Origin of the sequence: Nonomuraea sp. NPDC052116 (assembly GCF_040680035.1) — a bacterium.
Taxonomy (GTDB): domain Bacteria; phylum Actinomycetota; class Actinomycetes; order Streptosporangiales; family Streptosporangiaceae; genus Nonomuraea; species Nonomuraea angiospora_A.
The window spans coordinates 11,480-27,591 of the sequence record NZ_JBFAWA010000048.1; the positions used below are offsets into that span (position 1 = coordinate 11,480).

Annotated in this window: 9 protein-coding genes; 3 read left to right on the forward strand and 6 right to left on the reverse strand. The window is 70.6% G+C overall.

Going from position 1 to position 16,112, the window contains the following annotated elements:
* Positions 1 to 27 precede the first annotated feature (27 nt).
* Complete coding sequence (locus AB0L65_RS55065) at positions 28 to 3,123, reverse strand: BTAD domain-containing putative transcriptional regulator (protein ID WP_364264372.1); 3,096 nt, start codon at positions 3,121 to 3,123, stop codon at positions 28 to 30.
* A 104-nt stretch (positions 3,124 to 3,227) separates the two neighbouring features.
* On the opposite strand from AB0L65_RS55065, the gene AB0L65_RS55070 reads away from it, so the two are divergent.
* Positions 3,228 to 4,061, forward strand: a complete 834-nt coding sequence (locus AB0L65_RS55070) for an NAD(P)-binding domain-containing protein (RefSeq protein WP_364264374.1) — start codon at positions 3,228 to 3,230, stop codon at positions 4,059 to 4,061.
* A gap of 44 nt (positions 4,062 to 4,105) precedes the next feature.
* Here the strand turns inward: AB0L65_RS55070 and AB0L65_RS55075 are convergent, their stop codons facing one another.
* The 3 genes from AB0L65_RS55075 to AB0L65_RS55085 form a co-directional block, all read right to left on the reverse strand.
* Entirely contained in the window at positions 4,106 to 5,431 is a 1,326-nt protein-coding gene (locus AB0L65_RS55075) for an aminoglycoside phosphotransferase (protein WP_364264375.1), read from the reverse strand.
* A 3-nt stretch (positions 5,432 to 5,434) separates the two neighbouring features.
* Positions 5,435 to 7,138, reverse strand: coding sequence for a maltose alpha-D-glucosyltransferase (gene treS / locus AB0L65_RS55080; RefSeq protein ID WP_364264377.1), 1,704 nt, complete (start codon positions 7,136 to 7,138; stop codon positions 5,435 to 5,437).
* 72 nt (positions 7,139 to 7,210) lie between these two features.
* A complete protein-coding gene (locus AB0L65_RS55085; RefSeq protein ID WP_364264379.1) occupies positions 7,211 to 9,310 on the reverse strand; it encodes an alpha-1,4-glucan--maltose-1-phosphate maltosyltransferase in 2,100 nt (699 codons plus the stop codon).
* A gap of 293 nt (positions 9,311 to 9,603) precedes the next feature.
* On the opposite strand from AB0L65_RS55085, the gene glgP reads away from it, so the two are divergent.
* Both glgP and AB0L65_RS55095 read left to right on the forward strand, forming a co-directional pair.
* Positions 9,604 to 12,186 carry an alpha-glucan family phosphorylase gene (glgP, locus tag AB0L65_RS55090; RefSeq protein ID WP_364264380.1) on the forward strand — a complete coding sequence of 861 codons (2,583 nt, stop codon included), beginning with the start codon at positions 9,604 to 9,606 and terminating at the stop codon, positions 12,184 to 12,186.
* Positions 12,187 to 12,239: 53 nt separating this feature from the next.
* A complete protein-coding gene (locus AB0L65_RS55095; RefSeq protein WP_350729495.1) occupies positions 12,240 to 13,136 on the forward strand; it encodes a MurR/RpiR family transcriptional regulator in 897 nt (298 codons plus the stop codon).
* On the opposite strand, the gene AB0L65_RS55100 is transcribed toward AB0L65_RS55095, so the two are convergent.
* Entirely contained in the window at positions 13,099 to 15,018 is a 1,920-nt protein-coding gene (locus AB0L65_RS55100) for an N-acetylmuramoyl-L-alanine amidase (protein ID WP_364264382.1), read from the reverse strand. The two genes, AB0L65_RS55095 and AB0L65_RS55100, sit on opposite strands and share 38 nt — an antisense overlap.
* Before the next feature lie 104 nt (positions 15,019 to 15,122).
* Positions 15,123 to 16,061, reverse strand: coding sequence for an LD-carboxypeptidase (locus tag AB0L65_RS55105; protein ID WP_364264384.1), 939 nt, complete (start codon positions 16,059 to 16,061; stop codon positions 15,123 to 15,125).
* Between the last annotated feature and the right edge of the window lie 51 nt (positions 16,062 to 16,112).

Below are 16,112 nucleotides of genomic sequence, written 5' to 3' on the forward strand. Positions count from 1 at the left end.
AGTGCGAAATCCTGGGTTTAACCTGCCTCACACCAGGCTTGGATCCAGCCTCTCCGGCTCCGACTCCGCGCCGCGTGCCAGTGCAGCGTCGAGCGCCTCCTGGCCCAGGGCCGCCCGCACCGCGGCGGTGATCCGGTCGACGTCGCCCCGTTCCCCGGCGGGGAGCGGCGCGCCCGAGGCCGCCCGCAGCGCCGCCGCCCGGCCCAGCAGCAGCGCCGCCTCCTCGTGGCGTCCGCCCAGGACACGCGCGCCCGCCAGCCCTTCCAGCGCGAGCGCGGTGGCCCGCGGATCGCCGACCCTGCGGGCCGCTCTGAGCCCTTCCAGCTGCAGCTCCAGGGCGGCGGCCGCGTCGCCCCGCTGCTCGGCCGCGAACCCCAGCTCGGCCAGGATCAGCGCCGCCCCCGGCTCGCCGGCCACCTCCCTGACCCAGCCCAGCCAGGCCCGCAGCCGCCGCTCGGCCTCGTCAAGGCGGCCCTGCCGCCGCGCCGCGAGCGCCAGGCCCAGCTCCGCGAACTCCTCGGCCGGACGGTTCGACTGCTCCACGGCCAGCCGCCTGGCCCGCTCGTGATAGTCGTCGGCCCGCGCATGGTCCCCCGTCAGCAGGGCGATCCGCCCCAACCGGGACAGCGCGTCGGACACCGAGCTCCACAGCCCGAGCTCCTCCGCCATCCGCAGGCCGTCCGCGCGCAGCTCGGTGGCCCGCTCGTAGTCGCCGGTGATCTCGGCGAGCGTGCCGAGGTTCTCGGCGGCCCGCAGCTCGCCCCACCGGTCGCCGAGCTCCCTGAACAGCGCCAGCCCCCGCTCGCCGTCCCGCCGCAGCGCCGCCAGGTCGCCGCGGGTGGCGGCGTAGCGGGCCAGCACGTTCAGCGCCGCGCCGGTGCCCCACTTGTCGTCCAGCTCCTGGAACGTCTCCAGCGCCCGCTCGATCAGGGCCCGGCTGGCCGAAAGATCGTCGTAGCCGAACATCGCGTACCCGATGAACCACCGCGCCCTGGCCCGCGCCGACCGCCCTTCGATGGCCTCGAACACCTCGTCGTCCGGCGGCCGCAGCCACCCCGCCAGCATCCGGAGCCCGGCCAGCCACACCCTCGCCTGCGCGGCGCCGGACCCGGCCACGCCCGGGACGGACAGCGCGGCCTCCAGCGCCCGCTGTCCCTCGCCGAGCCTGCCGCGCAGCACCCAGTACCAGGCCATGGCGTTCACCAGCCGCACCGCCTCGCCGGGCCGGGCCAGCCGCACCGCCGTCTCCAGCGCCGCCCGCAGGTTGGCGCTCTCGGCGTCGAGCAGCGCGAGCGCGTCCCGCTGCCCGTGCCCCCGCAGGTACGGCTCCGCCCGTTCGGCGAGCGCCGTGTAGTACGCGGCGTGCCTGAGCCGCACCTCGTCCAGCTCGCCGGCCTCCTCCAGCCGTTCCAGGCAGTAGGCCGAGACCGACTCCAGCAGCCGGTACCGCGGCTCGGCCCCGGGCGCCCGCACGCGGACGACCAGCGAGCGGTCCACCAGCCTGGCCAGCACGTCGAGGACGTCCACGCCGGGGTCGGCGGACACCTCCTCGGCGGCCTCCAGCGTGCTGCCGTCGGCGTGCGCGGCCAGCCGCCTCAGCACGACGCGTTCGGGGCCGGTCAGCAGCTCCCAGCTCCAGTCGATCATCGCCCGCAGCGTCCGCTGCCTGGCCGGAGCCCCGCGCAGACCCGACGCGAGCAGCCTGAACCGGTCGTCCAGCCGGTCGGCGAGCTGGCGCGGGGTCAGCGCCCGCATCCTGGACGCGGCCAGCTCCAGCGCCAGCGGCAGGCCGTCCAGGCGGGCACAGATCTCCGCCACGTCGGCGTCGGGCTCCACCCCGGCCCGCGCCGCGAACAGCTCCACCGCCGCCCCGCGCGTCAGCGGCGGCACGCTCCACAGAGCCTCGCCCCCGATCCGCAGCGACTCCTGGCTGGTGGCGAGGATCCGCAACCCGGGTGCGGCCTGGAGCAGCCGCCCGGCCAGCGCGGCGACCTGCTCGACGACGTGCTCGCAGTTGTCCAGCACGAGCAGCGTCTCCCTGCCCGCCAGCGCGCCCGCGATCCGCTCGACCGCGCCCTCGTGCGGAGCGCCCGGCCCGGCCGCGTCGTCGCGCAGGCCGAGCACGGCCGCGATCGCCTCGGCCACCTCGACCTCCGCCACCTCGACCTCCGCTGGCCGCTGCCGCAGCGCGGCCAGCTCGACCAGCCACACGTCCCCGCCGCCCGTACCCGAGGCGGCGGCCAGGGCCAGGCGGGTCTTGCCGACGCCGCCGGGGCCGGTGAGCGTCACCAGGCGGCCGGCCCGCAGCAGCGAGCGGACCTCGGCCACCGCCTCGTCCCGGCCCACCAGGCTCGTCAAGGGCACGGGGAGGTTGCCGCGGGAGCGCGCGACCGGGCCCAGGGACGGGTCCTGCCGCAGGATCGCCTGGTGCAGGGCCGCCAGCTCCGGCCCGGGGTCCAGGCCCAGCTCCTCCGACAGGCGCCGCCGCAGCTCCGCGTAGCCGGTCAGCGCCTCGCTCTGCCGCCCGGCCAGGTAGAGGGCCCGTACGTGCGCGGCGCGCAGCCGTTCGCGCAGCGGATGCTCGGCCACCAGGGAGGCCAGCTCGGCCGCGAGCAGGACGTGCTCACCGAGCCCGAGCCGCGCCTCGGCCAGCTCCTCCAGGGCCGCCAGCCGCTGCTCGCCCAGCCGGGCCACGGCCGCCAGGGCGAACGGCTCGTCGGCGAACTCGGCATAGGCGTCCCCGCGCCACAGCCCGAGCGCCTCGCGCAGCAGCGCGGCCCGCTCCTCCGGGCCGGAGGCCCGCTGCGCGCGCCCGATCAACGTCTCGAACAGCCCCGCGTCCACGGAGGACGGCTCCACGTGCAGCACGTACCCGGGCGCCCGGTACGCGACCAGCCCGCCGACCGCCCGGCGCAGTTGCGACACCTTCACCCGGAGGGCGCCGGACGCGTTCGCCGGGGGACGGTCGCCCCAGAGGTCCTCGATCAGCCGGTCCGCGGAGACGGGACGGCCGGCGTGGATCAGCAGGTCGGCGAGGAGCGCCCGGACCTTGACCTCCGGCACCTTGACCGGCTCCCCGTCCGCGGTCCACACCGCGAGCGGGCCCAGCACCCCGAACCGCATCCCACCCCCATAACCGACTCCAAATCAGACCATAACCGCGCACCTGGAGGGTGAACGCATCACTCCTACTCAGAGAGAACACTGAAATGTCGGAAAATATCTCCGTGCTCGGCCTCGGTCTCATGGGCACCGCGCTCGCGGCGAGCCTCATCGAGGCGGGCCACCGCGTCACCGTGTGGAACCGTACGCCGGCCAAGGCCGATCCCCTCGTCGCCAAGGGCGCGACCCGGGCGGTCACCCCGGCGCAGGCCGTCGAGGCGAGCCCGCTGGTGATCGTCTGCCTGCTTGACTACCCCTCCGTCCTGGAGACGCTCAGGGACGTCCCGCTGGAGGGCCACGTCGTCGCCAACCTCACCACCGGCCGCCCCGCCGAGGCCCGCGAGATGGCGGCCTGGGTGGGCGAGCGCGGCGGCGACTACCTGGACGGGGGCATCATGGCGGTGCCCCAGATGATCGCCAAGCCGGGCGCGCTCATCCTCTACAGCGGCTCGCAGCCGGCGTTCGAGCGCTATGAGCAGGCGTTCGGAGCCATGGCCGGGGCCCGCTACACCGGCGACGACCCCGGTATGGCCCCGCTGCTCGACCTGGCCATGCTGACCGGCATGTACGGCCAGATGGCCGGCTCCCTGGAGGCCCTCGCCCTGGTGAGGTCGGCGAAATACCCGTTGACGGAATTCACGGCGGAACTGCTGGTCCCGTGGCTCAACGCGATGGGCTCGATGCTGCCCCGCTGGGCGGCGGAGATCGAGGCGGGCGACTACCGGACGGAGGTGTCCAACCTGGAGATCAACAGGGCGGGCATGGAGAACCTCGTCCGCGCCTTCGAGGAGCAGGGCGTCAAGCCGGACCTGCTCCTGCCCATGAAGACCGTCATCGACCGGCGCGTGGCCCGCGGTCTCAGCCACGAGGGCCTGTCGGGGCTGGTGGAGGAGCTCTAGCGTGGAGGAGCTCTAACGCGGAGGGACTCTGGCGGGGAAAGGCTCTAGCGGGGGCGGAAGGCGGCCAGGGGGATGGAGATCCACGACGGGCGGTTACGGGCCTCGTAGACGACCTCGTACACCGCCTTGGACAGCTCGAACGCCCGCAGCAGCGCCGCGTCGCTGCGCGAGATCACGCCGCCGCCCTCGGCGTAGCCCTCCAGGAACGCCGCCCGGTTGCGGTCCGCCCACTCCTGGGCCCGCGGCTCCAGCCGCTCGGCCTGGGAGTGACCGGCCAGCAGGTGCCTGGCCGCGTAGTCGAACGAGCGCAGCATCCCCGCCACGTCCCGCAGCGGCGAGTACAGCGCCCTGCGCTCGGCCAGCGGCTGCCCGGGCTCGCCCTCGAAGTCCAGCACCACCCAGTCCGTGGGCGTGCGCATGACCTGGCCCAGATGGAAGTCGCCGTGAACCCGCTGCACGGGCACCTCGTGGGTGAGCAGCTCCACCTGGTGGTAGGCGTCCTCGATGGCGGTCACATGCTGGCGCAGCTCGGGCACCTCCGCGGCGGCCCGGCCCAGTTTCCGCCGGAACGCCTCGGCCATGCGCTTGACCTCGTGCGACTCGATGACGTCCGTGGGGAAGGCCGCGGCCAGCTCGTGGTGCACCCGCGCGCTGGCGCTGCCGAGCCGCAGCGACTCGGCCGCGAAGTCGCCGCCCGCGTCGGACGCCGGCAGCTCGGGCAGCGACGCGTACAGGTCGCGGACGCTGGCCAGGGCGAGGTCCCAGCCGTCGTTGGCGTTGGACAGGAACTCCTGCATGAAGCCGAGCGTGGTGTCGGTGCCGTCGAGGTCCGTCTCGATCCACCCGTACGGCTGCGCGACGTGCGGCGCGCCCCTGGCCGCCAGCGCCGTGACGATCTCCAGTTCGGGGTTGACGCCGGGGATGAGGCGGCGGAAAAGCTTGCAGATGTACGCGTCCCCGTACACGAGCGAGGTGTTGGACTGCTCGGCCCCCAGCACCAGGCTGCGCTGGGAGGTGTCGATGGCGGCCTCCGGCACGTGGCGCAGGCGCAGGCCGTTGCCGCTCACGTCGTGGGCCATGCCTTCGAGGAGCCAGCTCATGCGCTCGGAGTCGTGGACGGCGTCGTAGAGGTAGGTGTCGCCGATGGTGCCGATGAGGGCGTGGGACAGGCGGTCGGGGAGCTCTGCCCGCTCGCCGAGCAGGATCTGGTAGCGGTCGCGCGAGCCTTCCTGCCACACGGCGACGATCAGATGTCTGAGCCCGGACGTCAGTTCGACGTCCGATTCGATCGACAACTCGTCGATCACCCGCCCCTTGCCGCCGAACCAACGCTGACGACCGATCCATGCGGCAAGGGGCTCGCTCAGCACGTCCTACTCCTCCTGGGTGATAGCCGGCGGGAGTGTGAACCAGTAGAACCCATGCCCAGGAAGCGTCAAAAGATACGGAAGTTCGCCAATTGCCGGGAATGGGACCCCACCCATAGTCTCCACGGGGGAGACGCCGACGAATCGCCGCAGGTCAAGCTCGACCGGCTGGGGGAAGCGTGACAGGTTGTTCACGCAGAGCATCCGGTCGTCTCCCAGCTCCCTGACGAACGCGAGCACGCTGGGGTTGGAGGAGTTGAGCTCCGCGTAACCGCCCAGCCCGAACACCGGGTGCCGTTTGCGGATCTCGATCATGCGCTTGGTCCAGTGCAGCAGCGAGCCGGCGTTGCGCTGCTGGGCCTCGACGTTGAGCCCCTGGTAGCCGTAGATCGGGTCCATGATGACCGGCAGGTAGAGCCGGCCGGGGTCGCAGTCGGAGAAGCCGGCGTTGCGGTCGGGGTCCCACTGCATGGGCGTGCGCACGCCGTCGCGGTCGCCGAGCCAGATGTTGTCGCCCATGCCGATCTCGTCGCCGTAGTAGAGCACGGGGGAGCCGGGCAGCGACAGGAGCAGCGCGGTGAACAGCTCGATCTGGTTGCGGTCGTTCTCCAGCAGGGGCGCCAGGCGGCGGCGGATGCCGACGTTCGCCCGCATGCGGGGGTCCTTGGCGTACTCGGCGTACATGTAGTCGCGCTCCTCGTCCGTGACCATCTCGAGCGTCAGCTCGTCGTGGTTACGGAGGAAGATCCCCCACTGGCAGTGCTCCGGAATTTTCGGCGTTTGCGCCAAGATTTCGGAAATGGGGTAGCGAGACTCCCGGCGTACGGCCATGAAGATGCGCGGCATCAGCGGGAAGTGGAAGGCCATGTGGCACTCGTCCCCGCCGCCCACCGGGTCGCCGAAGTACTCCACCACGTCCGACGGCCACTGGTTGGCCTCGGCGAGCAGCACCCGGTCGGGGTAGATCCGGTCGATCTCGGCCCTGATCCGCTTGAGGTACTCGTGGGTCCTCGGCAGGTTCTCGCAGTTGGTGCCCTCCTCCTCGAAGAGGTACGGCACCGCGTCCAGCCGGAACCCGTCGATGCCCAGGTCCAGCCAGAAGCGCAGGACCTCCAGCATGGCCTCCTGCACGTCCGGGTTCTCGTAGTTGAGGTCCGGCTGGTGGTGGAAGAAGCGGTGCCAGTAGTACTGGCCGCGCACCGGGTCGTAGGTCCAGTTGGACGTCTCGGTGTCGATGAAGATGATCCGGGCGTCCTGGTACTTCTCATCGCTGTCGGACCAGACGTAGAAGTCGCCGAACGGCCCCTCGGGGTCGTGGCGCGAGGCCTGGAACCACGGGTGGGCGTCGCTGGTGTGGTTCATGACGAGGTCGGCGATGACGCGCATGCCGCGTTTGTGTGCCTCGTCCACGAGCTTCACGAAGTCTCCCAGATCCCCGAACTCGGGCAGGATCTTCATGAAGTCCGCGATGTCGTAGCCGCCGTCGCGCAGGGGCGACTCGAAGAGCGGCAGCAGCCAGAGGCAGTCGACCCCGAGCCACTGGAGGTAGTCGAGCTTGTCGATGAGACCTCTGATGTCGCCCGTGCCGTCGCCGTTGGAGTCGGCGAAACCCCGGATCAGGACCTCATAGAAAACCGCGCGTTTGTACCAGTACGGATCGCGCGGCTTTTCCTCGTCAAAGGTGTTGGGAATGGGTGTGGTTGAGCTCATGAGCCACTCCGGGAGTGGCTCATGACGGAGGCGCTTTCACACACGTTGAAGACTCCCCGCTGAATTCAGTTCTTACCGTGGAGCGGCTCGGACGGTGAGAATATGGGCAGGCTGGATGTGGGGATCGAGGCGCACGTAGTTGCTCTGCCGCCAGCGGTACGACTCGCCCGAGAGTTCGTCGTCCACGACGAACTCGGCGTTCCAGTCGAGTCCGATGGCAGGAAGGTCAAGTTCTACGGTCGCCTCGTGGGTATGGTGCGGATCCAGGTTGACGACCGCCAGCACCACGTCGCCCGGCCCGTGCCTACGCGTGGCCGGATCATAGGCGCCGGGAAGCCGCTTCGAGAAGCAGACGATGTCCGGCTGGTCGACCCTGTGGATCCGTAGATTACGCAATTCCTGCAGTGCGGGATGCGCTCTTCGGAACAAATTCAGGTGGGTGATGAAGGGCGCCAGGCTCCACCCCTCGCGTTCGGCGGTAACCCAATCGCGAGGTTTGTACTGATATTTCTCGCTATCGAGGTATTCCTCGCTGCCGGGTCGTACCGGAATATTCTCTATAAGCTCATATCCGGAGTAAACCCCCCAACTTGGCGAGCCGAGCGCGGCCAGCACCGCCCTGATCTTGAAGGCGGGGATGCCGCCGTGCTGCAGGTATTCGTGCAGGATGTCCGGCGTGTTCACGAAGAGGTTGGGGCGCACGTAGGTGGGAGTCTCGTGGGAGAGCTCCATGAGGTACGACTCCACCTCGGGCTTGGTGTTGCGCCAGGTGAAGTACGTGTAGGACTGGTGGAAGCCGACCTTGCCCAGCATGCGCAGCATCGGGGGCCTGGTGAACGCCTCCGACAGGAAGATCACGTCGGGGTCGGTGGTGTGCACGTCGGCCAGCAGCCGCTCCCAGAACCCGACCGGCTTCGTGTGCGGGTTGTCCACCCGGAAGATCCGCACGCCGTGGGCCATCCAGCGCATCAGCACCCGCTTGACCTCGGCGTAGATGCCCTCGGGGTCCTTGTCGAAGTTGATCGGGTAGATGTCCTGATACTTCTTCGGCGGGTTCTCGGCGTAGGCGATGGAGCCGTCGGCCCTGATCGTGAACCACTCGGGGTGCTCCTTCACCCACGGGTGGTCGGGCGAGCACTGGAGCGCGAGGTCGAGCGCGATCTCCATGCCCAGCTCTTTGGCGCGGCCGACGAACACGTCGAAGTCCTCGAACGTGCCCAGGTCGGGATGGATGGCGTCGTGGCCGCCGTCCTCGGAGCCGATGGCCCAGGGGGAGCCGGGCTCGTCGGGCTCGGGGCTGAGCGTGTTGTTGCGGCCCTTGCGGAACGTCGCGCCGATGGGGTGGATCGGCGGCAGGTAGACGACGTCGAAGCCCATCTTGGCGATGGCGGGGAGGCGCTTGGCAGCAGTCTGGAAATTTCCGGACTTGGAGATGCCGAGCTCGTTGACGACCGCGCCTTCCGACCTGGGGAAGAACTCGTACCAGGAGCTGTACAGCGCCCGGCGCCGGTCCACCCTGATCTTGTTCGACTTGGACCTGGTCACCAGCTCCCGGAACGGGTGCGACTCCAGCAGCGCGGCCGTCTCCGGCAGTTGCGCGATCGACAGCCGGGCCCTGGGGTCCAGGTCCTCGTCGCGCAGCGTGGCGGAGACCGACAGCAGGGCGGCACGGTGCCCGCAGGCGCTGTCGCCGTTGCCGTTCCCCTTGGAGCGGCCGTTCGAGCCGCCGTTGGAGCCGTTCGAGCCGTTCTTGGGCTTGCCGTTGGGGCAGTCGGCCGTGCGCACGGCCTTCGCCGCCCGCTCGAACAGCCGGGCGCCCTCCTCGCACATCAGATCGACGTCCATGCCGCGCGGGATCTTGATCTCGGCGTCGTGCAGCCATGTGCTGATCGGGTCGCTCCAGGCTTCTACCCGGAACAGCCAGTCACCCTCGGCGGGAAGGGAGACCTCAACGCCCCAGCGGTCGGTGCCGGGGGCGAGCTCGCGCATCCGTCTCAGACGGGCACGCTGCCCATCGGGCGAGGTGAGCACCACGCCCGCGGCCACGGCGTCGTGGCCCTCTCTGAACACGGTCGCCGAGACCTCGAAGGTCTCGCCGGCGACCGCCTTGGCGGGCCACTGCCCGCAGTCGACGACGGGGGAGATGTCCGTGATGGGAATTCGTCCGATCATCGCATTCAAGGGTTGGCGACGGCGCGCTCGGTGCCGCCGGAGGCTTTCCGTGGGTGCAGACTCCGCGTCCCGGCGGTGGACCGCTGGAAGCGAACCACCGTGGTCGGAACGATCCTTGCATGTAAATTGTGGACAGCAGCGGATAGACCTCCCGAGTGTGTCCGCGGGAGTGCCAACATTCAGGAAAGTTGCCCCAATCGTCCGTCTTCATGCTTGTTCCCGGAAGTGGTTTGAACGGCCTTCATGGGGGTGAAGGACTGAGAGGTCCCTCCTAGCCCGTAGGGTGCAGAAACGTGAGAGCAATCCGCCGGTTTACCGTCCGCACCGTCCTGCCCGCGGAGCTGGCCGCCCTCGGCGAGCTCGTCCATAATCTCCGCTGGTCCTGGCACCCGGAGACGCTGGACCTCTTCGCGGAGGTGGACGCCGCGCTCTGGGAGCAGGTCGGGCACGACCCCGTGGCCCTGCTCGGCGCCGTCACCCCCGCCCGGCTCAGCGAGCTGGCCGCAGATCGCCGCTTCCTGCGCCGCCTCGCCGACGCGGCCGACGACCTACGCGAATACATGACCTCCCCGCGCTGGTACCAGACGCTTCCCGACGGGGCGCGGGCCATCGCGTACTTCTCCCCTGAATACGGCATCGCCGCCGCCCTCCCGCAGTATTCGGGCGGCCTCGGCATCCTGGCCGGAGACCACCTCAAAGCCGCCAGCGACCTGGGCGTGCCGATCCTCGCGGTCGGCCTGCTCTACCGCCACGGCTACTTCACGCAGTCGCTGTCGCCGGAGGGCTGGCAGCTGGAGCACTATCCGTCGCTCGACGCGGGCGGCCTGCCGCTCAGCCTGCTGAAGGACGCCGCCGGCGAGACGGTCAAGATCCGCCTCGCCCTGCCGGGCGAGCGCGAGCTGCACGCGCAGGTGTGGGTGGCGCAGGTCGGACGGGTGCCGCTGCTGCTGCTCGACTCCGACGTGGCCGAGAACGACACGGCCGCCCGCGACATCACCGACCGCCTCTACGGCGGGGGCACCGACCACCGGCTCATGCAGGAGCTGCTGCTGGGCGTGGGCGGCGTACGCGCCATCAGGGCGTACTGCAAGATCACCGGGCACGCCGATCCCGAGGTGTTCCACACGAACGAGGGGCACGCCGGCTTCCTCGGCCTGGAGCGCATCCGCGAGCTCACCGAGGCGCGGCTCTCGTTCGACGAGGCGCTGGAGGCGGTGCGGGCGGGCACGGTGTTCACCACGCACACGCCCGTCCCCGCGGGCATCGACAGGTTCCCCGTGGACATGATCGAGCGCCACTTCGGCGGCGCGAACGCCTGGCCGACCGTGCCCGTCGAGCGGATCCTGGCGCTGGGCGCCGAGGCCGATCCCACCCGGTTCAACATGGCCGTCATGGGCATGCGGTTGGCCCAGCGGGTCAACGGCGTCTCCGTGCTGCACGGCCAGGTCAGCCGGGAGATGTTCAAGGATCTCTGGCCCGGATTCGACGTGGCCGAGGTGCCGATCGGGTCGATCACCAACGGCGTGCACGCGCCCACCTGGGTCGGCAGGGAGTTCATGGAGCTGGCCGAGCGCGAGCTGCCCTCGCTGCTGGAGCGGGCCCGCGGCTGGGAGGGCATCCAGAAGATCTCCGACGCCGACCTCTGGGAGATCAGGGGCACGCTGCGGCAGCGGCTCGTCGAGGGTGCCCGGGTGCGCCTGCGCAGGTCGTGGCGCGAGCGCGGCGCCTCGGACGCCGAGCTCGGGTGGATCGACGACGCGCTCGACCCCGACGTGCTGACCATCGGCTTCGCCCGGCGGGTGCCGTCGTACAAGCGGCTGACGCTGATGCTGCGCGATCCCCGGCGGCTCACCGAGCTGCTGCTCGACCCGGACAAGCCGGTCCAGATCGTGATCGCCGGCAAGGCGCACCCCGCGGACGAGGGCGGGAAGAAGCTGATCCAGCAGATCGTCAAGTTCGCCGATCAGGCCAATGTGCGCCACCGCATCGTCTTCCTGCCCGACTACGACATGGCGCTCGGCCAGCTCATGGTCCAGGGCTGCGACGTCTGGCTGAACAACCCGCTGCGCCCGCTGGAGGCGTCCGGCACCTCAGGGATGAAGTCCGCGCTGAACGGCGGCCTCAACCTGTCGATCCGCGACGGCTGGTGGGACGAGTGGTACGACGGCACCAACGGCTGGGCGATCCCGACCGCCGACGGCGTGATGGACACCGACCGGCGCGACGAGCTGGAGGCCGCCGCCCTCTACGACCTGATCGAGCACGAGGTGTCCGACCGGTTCTACGACCGTCCCGTGGACGGGCTGCCGCGGCGCTGGCTGGAGATGGTCAAGCACACGCTCACCTCGCTGGGCCACAAGGTGCTGGCCGGGCGCATGCTGCGGGACTACGTGGTCGACCTGTACAACCCGGCCGCCGCCGCGGCCAACGCGCTGTCGGCCGACTCGTACGCGCCCGCGAAGGCGTTCGCGGCCTGGCGGGTCCGGGTCACCAGGGCCTGGCCCGGGGTGCGCGTCGAGCACGTCGAGGCCTCGGGCGTGGGGGACACGCCGGAGGTGGGCGCCTCCATCGAGCTGCACGCCACGATCGCGCTCGGCGACCTGGAGCCTGACGACGTGCTGGTCGAGGCCGCCTACGGCAAGGTCGGGCCGCACGACGAGCTGATGCGCCCGACGTACGCGAAGCTGACCGTCGCGTCGGCGGGCGACGACGGCCGGGCCCACTACACGGGCACGGTGCCGCTCGACCGGACGGGAGCGTTCGGCTACACCGTGCGCGTCGTTCCCTTCCACCCGCTCGTGGCCACCCCCGCCGAGCTCGGCCTGATCGCCGTGCCGGAGGAGCCGGTGGGCATGACAAATGGCACATTGCGTTAATCAGGGGCACCCGCGAACGGCATATCGCGTTAAACGGACGGCATAATCAGGACGTGGACGACAGCGGGAACGGCATGCGGGCCGACACTCTGGTGGCCACGGTCCGCGGTGTGCTGCCGTCCCTGACGCCGGCCGCGCAGACCGTCGCCCGGCTCATCCTGGAGGACCCCGCGACGGTGGCCAGGAGCACCATCACGGAGCTCTCCGCCGCCTCGGGCACCAGCGAGGCCACGATCGTGCGCACGGCGAGGCTGCTCGGGTTCGCGGGATATCCGCAGCTCCGGCTGGCCTTAGCCGCTGCCGCCGCGCAGCCCGACCGGCTCGTGCCCGGCGACCTGGCACCGGACGACCCGTTGTCGGAGGTCATCCAGAAGGTCGCGCGGGCCGAGTCGGAGGCGATCAACGACACCGTGGCCCAGCTGACCTCCGAGCGGCTGGGCCTGGTCGTGGACGCCATCGTGGGTGCCCGGCGGATCGACGCGTACGGCGTGGGCGCCTCCGGGCTGGTGGCCGAGGACGTCGCGCAGAAGCTGCTGCGCATCGGGCTGTCCAGCCACGCCTTCCAGGACGCGCACCTGGCGCTGACCAGCGCGGTGCTGCTCAGGGAGGGCGACGTCGCGATCGGCATCAGCACGTCGGGGGAGACGCCCGACGTGATCGAGCCGCTGACCCGGGCCAAGGAGGCCGGGGCCACCACGGTCGCCATCACGAACAACCCGCGCTCGTCCATCGCGGAGCTGGCCGAACACGTGCTGATCTCCGCCGGGCGCGAGACGGAGTTCCGTCCCGGCGCCCTGGCCAGCCGGATCAGCCAGCTCCTCGTCGTCGACTGCGTGTTCGTCGGCGTCGCCCAGCGCACGTACGACTCCTCTCAGGAGGCGCTCGCGAGCACCAGGCGCGCCGTCAAGGAGTTCACCCGGAGAACGTCACCTGCACGTCGTCAGCCTTGACGAACATGACGCGGTGGCCGAACTGGATCTGCAGGTACTTCGTCTTGCCCCGGACCACCTTGTGGTCCTGGTCCATGGTGAAGGTGACCGCCCGGTAGTACTCCGCGGGCGCCGCCCCGGCCAGGGTGTACTTCTCGCCTGCCGAGAACGTGTACTGCAGCGGGGTCACCGCCTGGTACGGGATGTCCGCCGGGTACGCCTCCTGCTCCGGGTACGCCCTGCCGAACACCGGGACGGTGGCCTTGCCCGGCTTCGGGGTGACCACGAGGCCGGCCGACGGGACGGCGGTCGGCGCGCTCGCCGGGTTGAGGAACCACGCCTTCTGACCCAGGTACCAGATGGCCGTCCAGTCGCCCTGGCGCTCGGCCACGGCGAAGCGCTGGCCGGTGGTGGCGCGGGCGCTGTGGTCGTACACGCTGTAGAGGGACTCGCCCGTGGGGTGCTTGCCGATGTCCTTGACCAGCGGCGCGTCCGCCCTCGGCTCGGTGCGCAGCCAGACCGTGCTGGCGGGGAGCGGCGGGCAGGCGTTCTCCGGGTTCTTGCGGTCACACCCGTAGAAGTACGGCTTGTTCGTCGCGAAGTCCGGCTTGATCATGACCGAGCCGGAGTTGGGCCCGCCGAACCGGTGCAACGGGGCGCCCATCAGCTGGAAGTAGTGCGCCCAGTCCCAGAACGGGCCCGGGTCCTCGTGCATCTGCTTCACGGTCGTGGGCAGCGTGCCGGGGACGTTGTCGTGGCCCAGGATGTGGGCGCGGTCGAGCGGGATGCCGTACCTGAACGCCAGGTAGCGGACCAGCCGGGCGCTCGAGCGGTACATCGCCTCGGTGTACCAGGTGCTGCCCTCGGCCAGGAAGCCCTCGTGCTCGATGCCGATGGACTTGGCGTTGACGTACCAGTTGCCGGCCTGCCAGGCGACGTCCTTGCCCTTGATGTGCTGGGCGATGTGGCCGTCGCTGGAGCGCACCGAGTACTGCCAGCTCGCGCCGTACTTGGGGTTCTCGTTCAGGTCGATGGAGGAGTCGAAGTAGCCCTCCATGTCATGAATGATGATGTATTCGATCTTCTGGCTGAACGGCCGGTTCGCCAGGTCGTAGTGCCCGTAGTTGTTCGGGGGCAGCTCCTGGTAGGCGGCCGGGATCCACTCGCAGGAGACGGTGATCGGGCACTCCACGCCGTCCTTCCTGGACGGGCGCAGACCGAGCTTCTCCAGCCACTTCTCGATCTTCTCCAGGTCCGGCACGGCCGGGAGCGCGACCCGCTGGCCGTCGTCCGTGGTGCGCGCTTCGCCGTCCTTGATCGTCGCGAACACCTCGTCGGCGAAGAACTTCGCCGCCCCGTCCTCCTGGGCTCCGGAGTACTTGGCGACGGCGCCGTACCACTCGCCGGGGTTGTCGCTCAGCGGCGCGCCGAGCGCCTTCTGGTAGTCGGCGAGCAGCGCGGCGCCGCCCCGGATGTTGGCGGCGTCGTCCGTACGCAGCCGCTCGTGGGTCTCGCCGGTGAGTTGCGCGGCCTTCTCCATGGTGCGGAGGGAGGCGGGGATCGCGACGGAGGACTGCTGGGGTTCGGGGGCGGGCAGGGGCCGGTTCTCGTCGCCCCGGGCATCCTCCTCGCCGTCGCTGTGATGGTTGGAGGCGGTGTACGCGGCGGCGTCGGTGAGATGCATGGGCCCGAACCCGGCGTCGTTGGACGGCTGCCCGGCATGGGCCTCCCACCGCGACTCCAGGTAGGACACGCCGAGCAGGACGCTCTCGGGGACCTTGAACTCCTGCGCGGCGGCCGCGAAGGCCTGCTGCCGATCAACGGGATCCTGGGCGTGAGCTGGGACGATGCCAGAAGTTAAGGGCAGCGCGGCGACCGCGGAGATCGCCAATAGGCGGCGCATGAACCACTCCTTGGGGCTGGGGGCACCTGGTGCAGATCAGCGTCTCAACATTTTCCTTCGTAAGCGAGATCTTTGCGAAGAGATTCTTCATCGCTTAACGCGGATCACCTGACGGCGGCCTGCACGGTCAGGGTGCCCGCGGCCGTGTCGATCGCGGCCTCCGTGCCGATGGGGATGGTCGGCGGGTTGTCGCCGTGCCCGGCCGGCAGGCCGCCGAGGATCGGGACGCCGAGCCGGTCGAGGTGGTCGCGCAGCACGTCCACGACGCCCCAGCCGCCCAGCGTCGGGTCCCCGTCGTCCTGCTCGAACCCCCGGAACTGTCCGAGCGCGATGCCCCGTACGCCGTCGAGCGCTCCCGAGCGGGACAGTTGCGTCAGGGAGCGGTCGACCTCGCCCAGACCCGTGCCGCGGTTGTCCTCCAGGAAGAGGATCGCTCCCTCCAGGCTGGGCAGCCCGGCGCCGACCTGCGTGCGGACCGCGCTCAGGTTGCCGCCGATCAGCGTGCCCGTGGCGCTGCCCGCCGTGCCGACCTGCGCGGTGACCTCGGACGGGTCGCGGTGGACGGTGACGGGGTCGGTGGTCATCAGCGCGCGGCGCAGCGCCTCGGCCGACGCCGGTCCCGTGACGGACGCGTTCCAGTTGACGAAGGGGCCGTGCAGGCCGGCCAGGCGGCAGTGCCGCCAGACGGCCAGGTGGAGGTGGGTGATGTCGCTGAAGCCGATCACGGGCTTGGGGTCCCGCGCGAGCGCGTCGAAGTCCAGGTCGTCCACGATCCGGTACGCGCCCTTGCCGCCCCTCGTCGCGAACACGGCTCGCACGCCCGGATCCCGGAAGGCGTCGTTCAGGTCGGCGGCGCGCTCCTCGTCGCGGCCCGCCATGTAGCCCCACTGGTCGAAGACGTGCTCGGCCAGCTCGACCCGGAGCCCCCATGAGGTGAGGAGCTCGACGCCGGCGGCGACCAGGTCGGGGTTGGGCGGGGAGGCGGGGGAGACGACCCGGACGCGATCGCCGGACATCAGGCGGGGAGCTCGTAAGGTGTCCATCGCCTGGCACCTTATTGGGTGGACTTTATTGGGTGGACCGGCTGCGGTGAT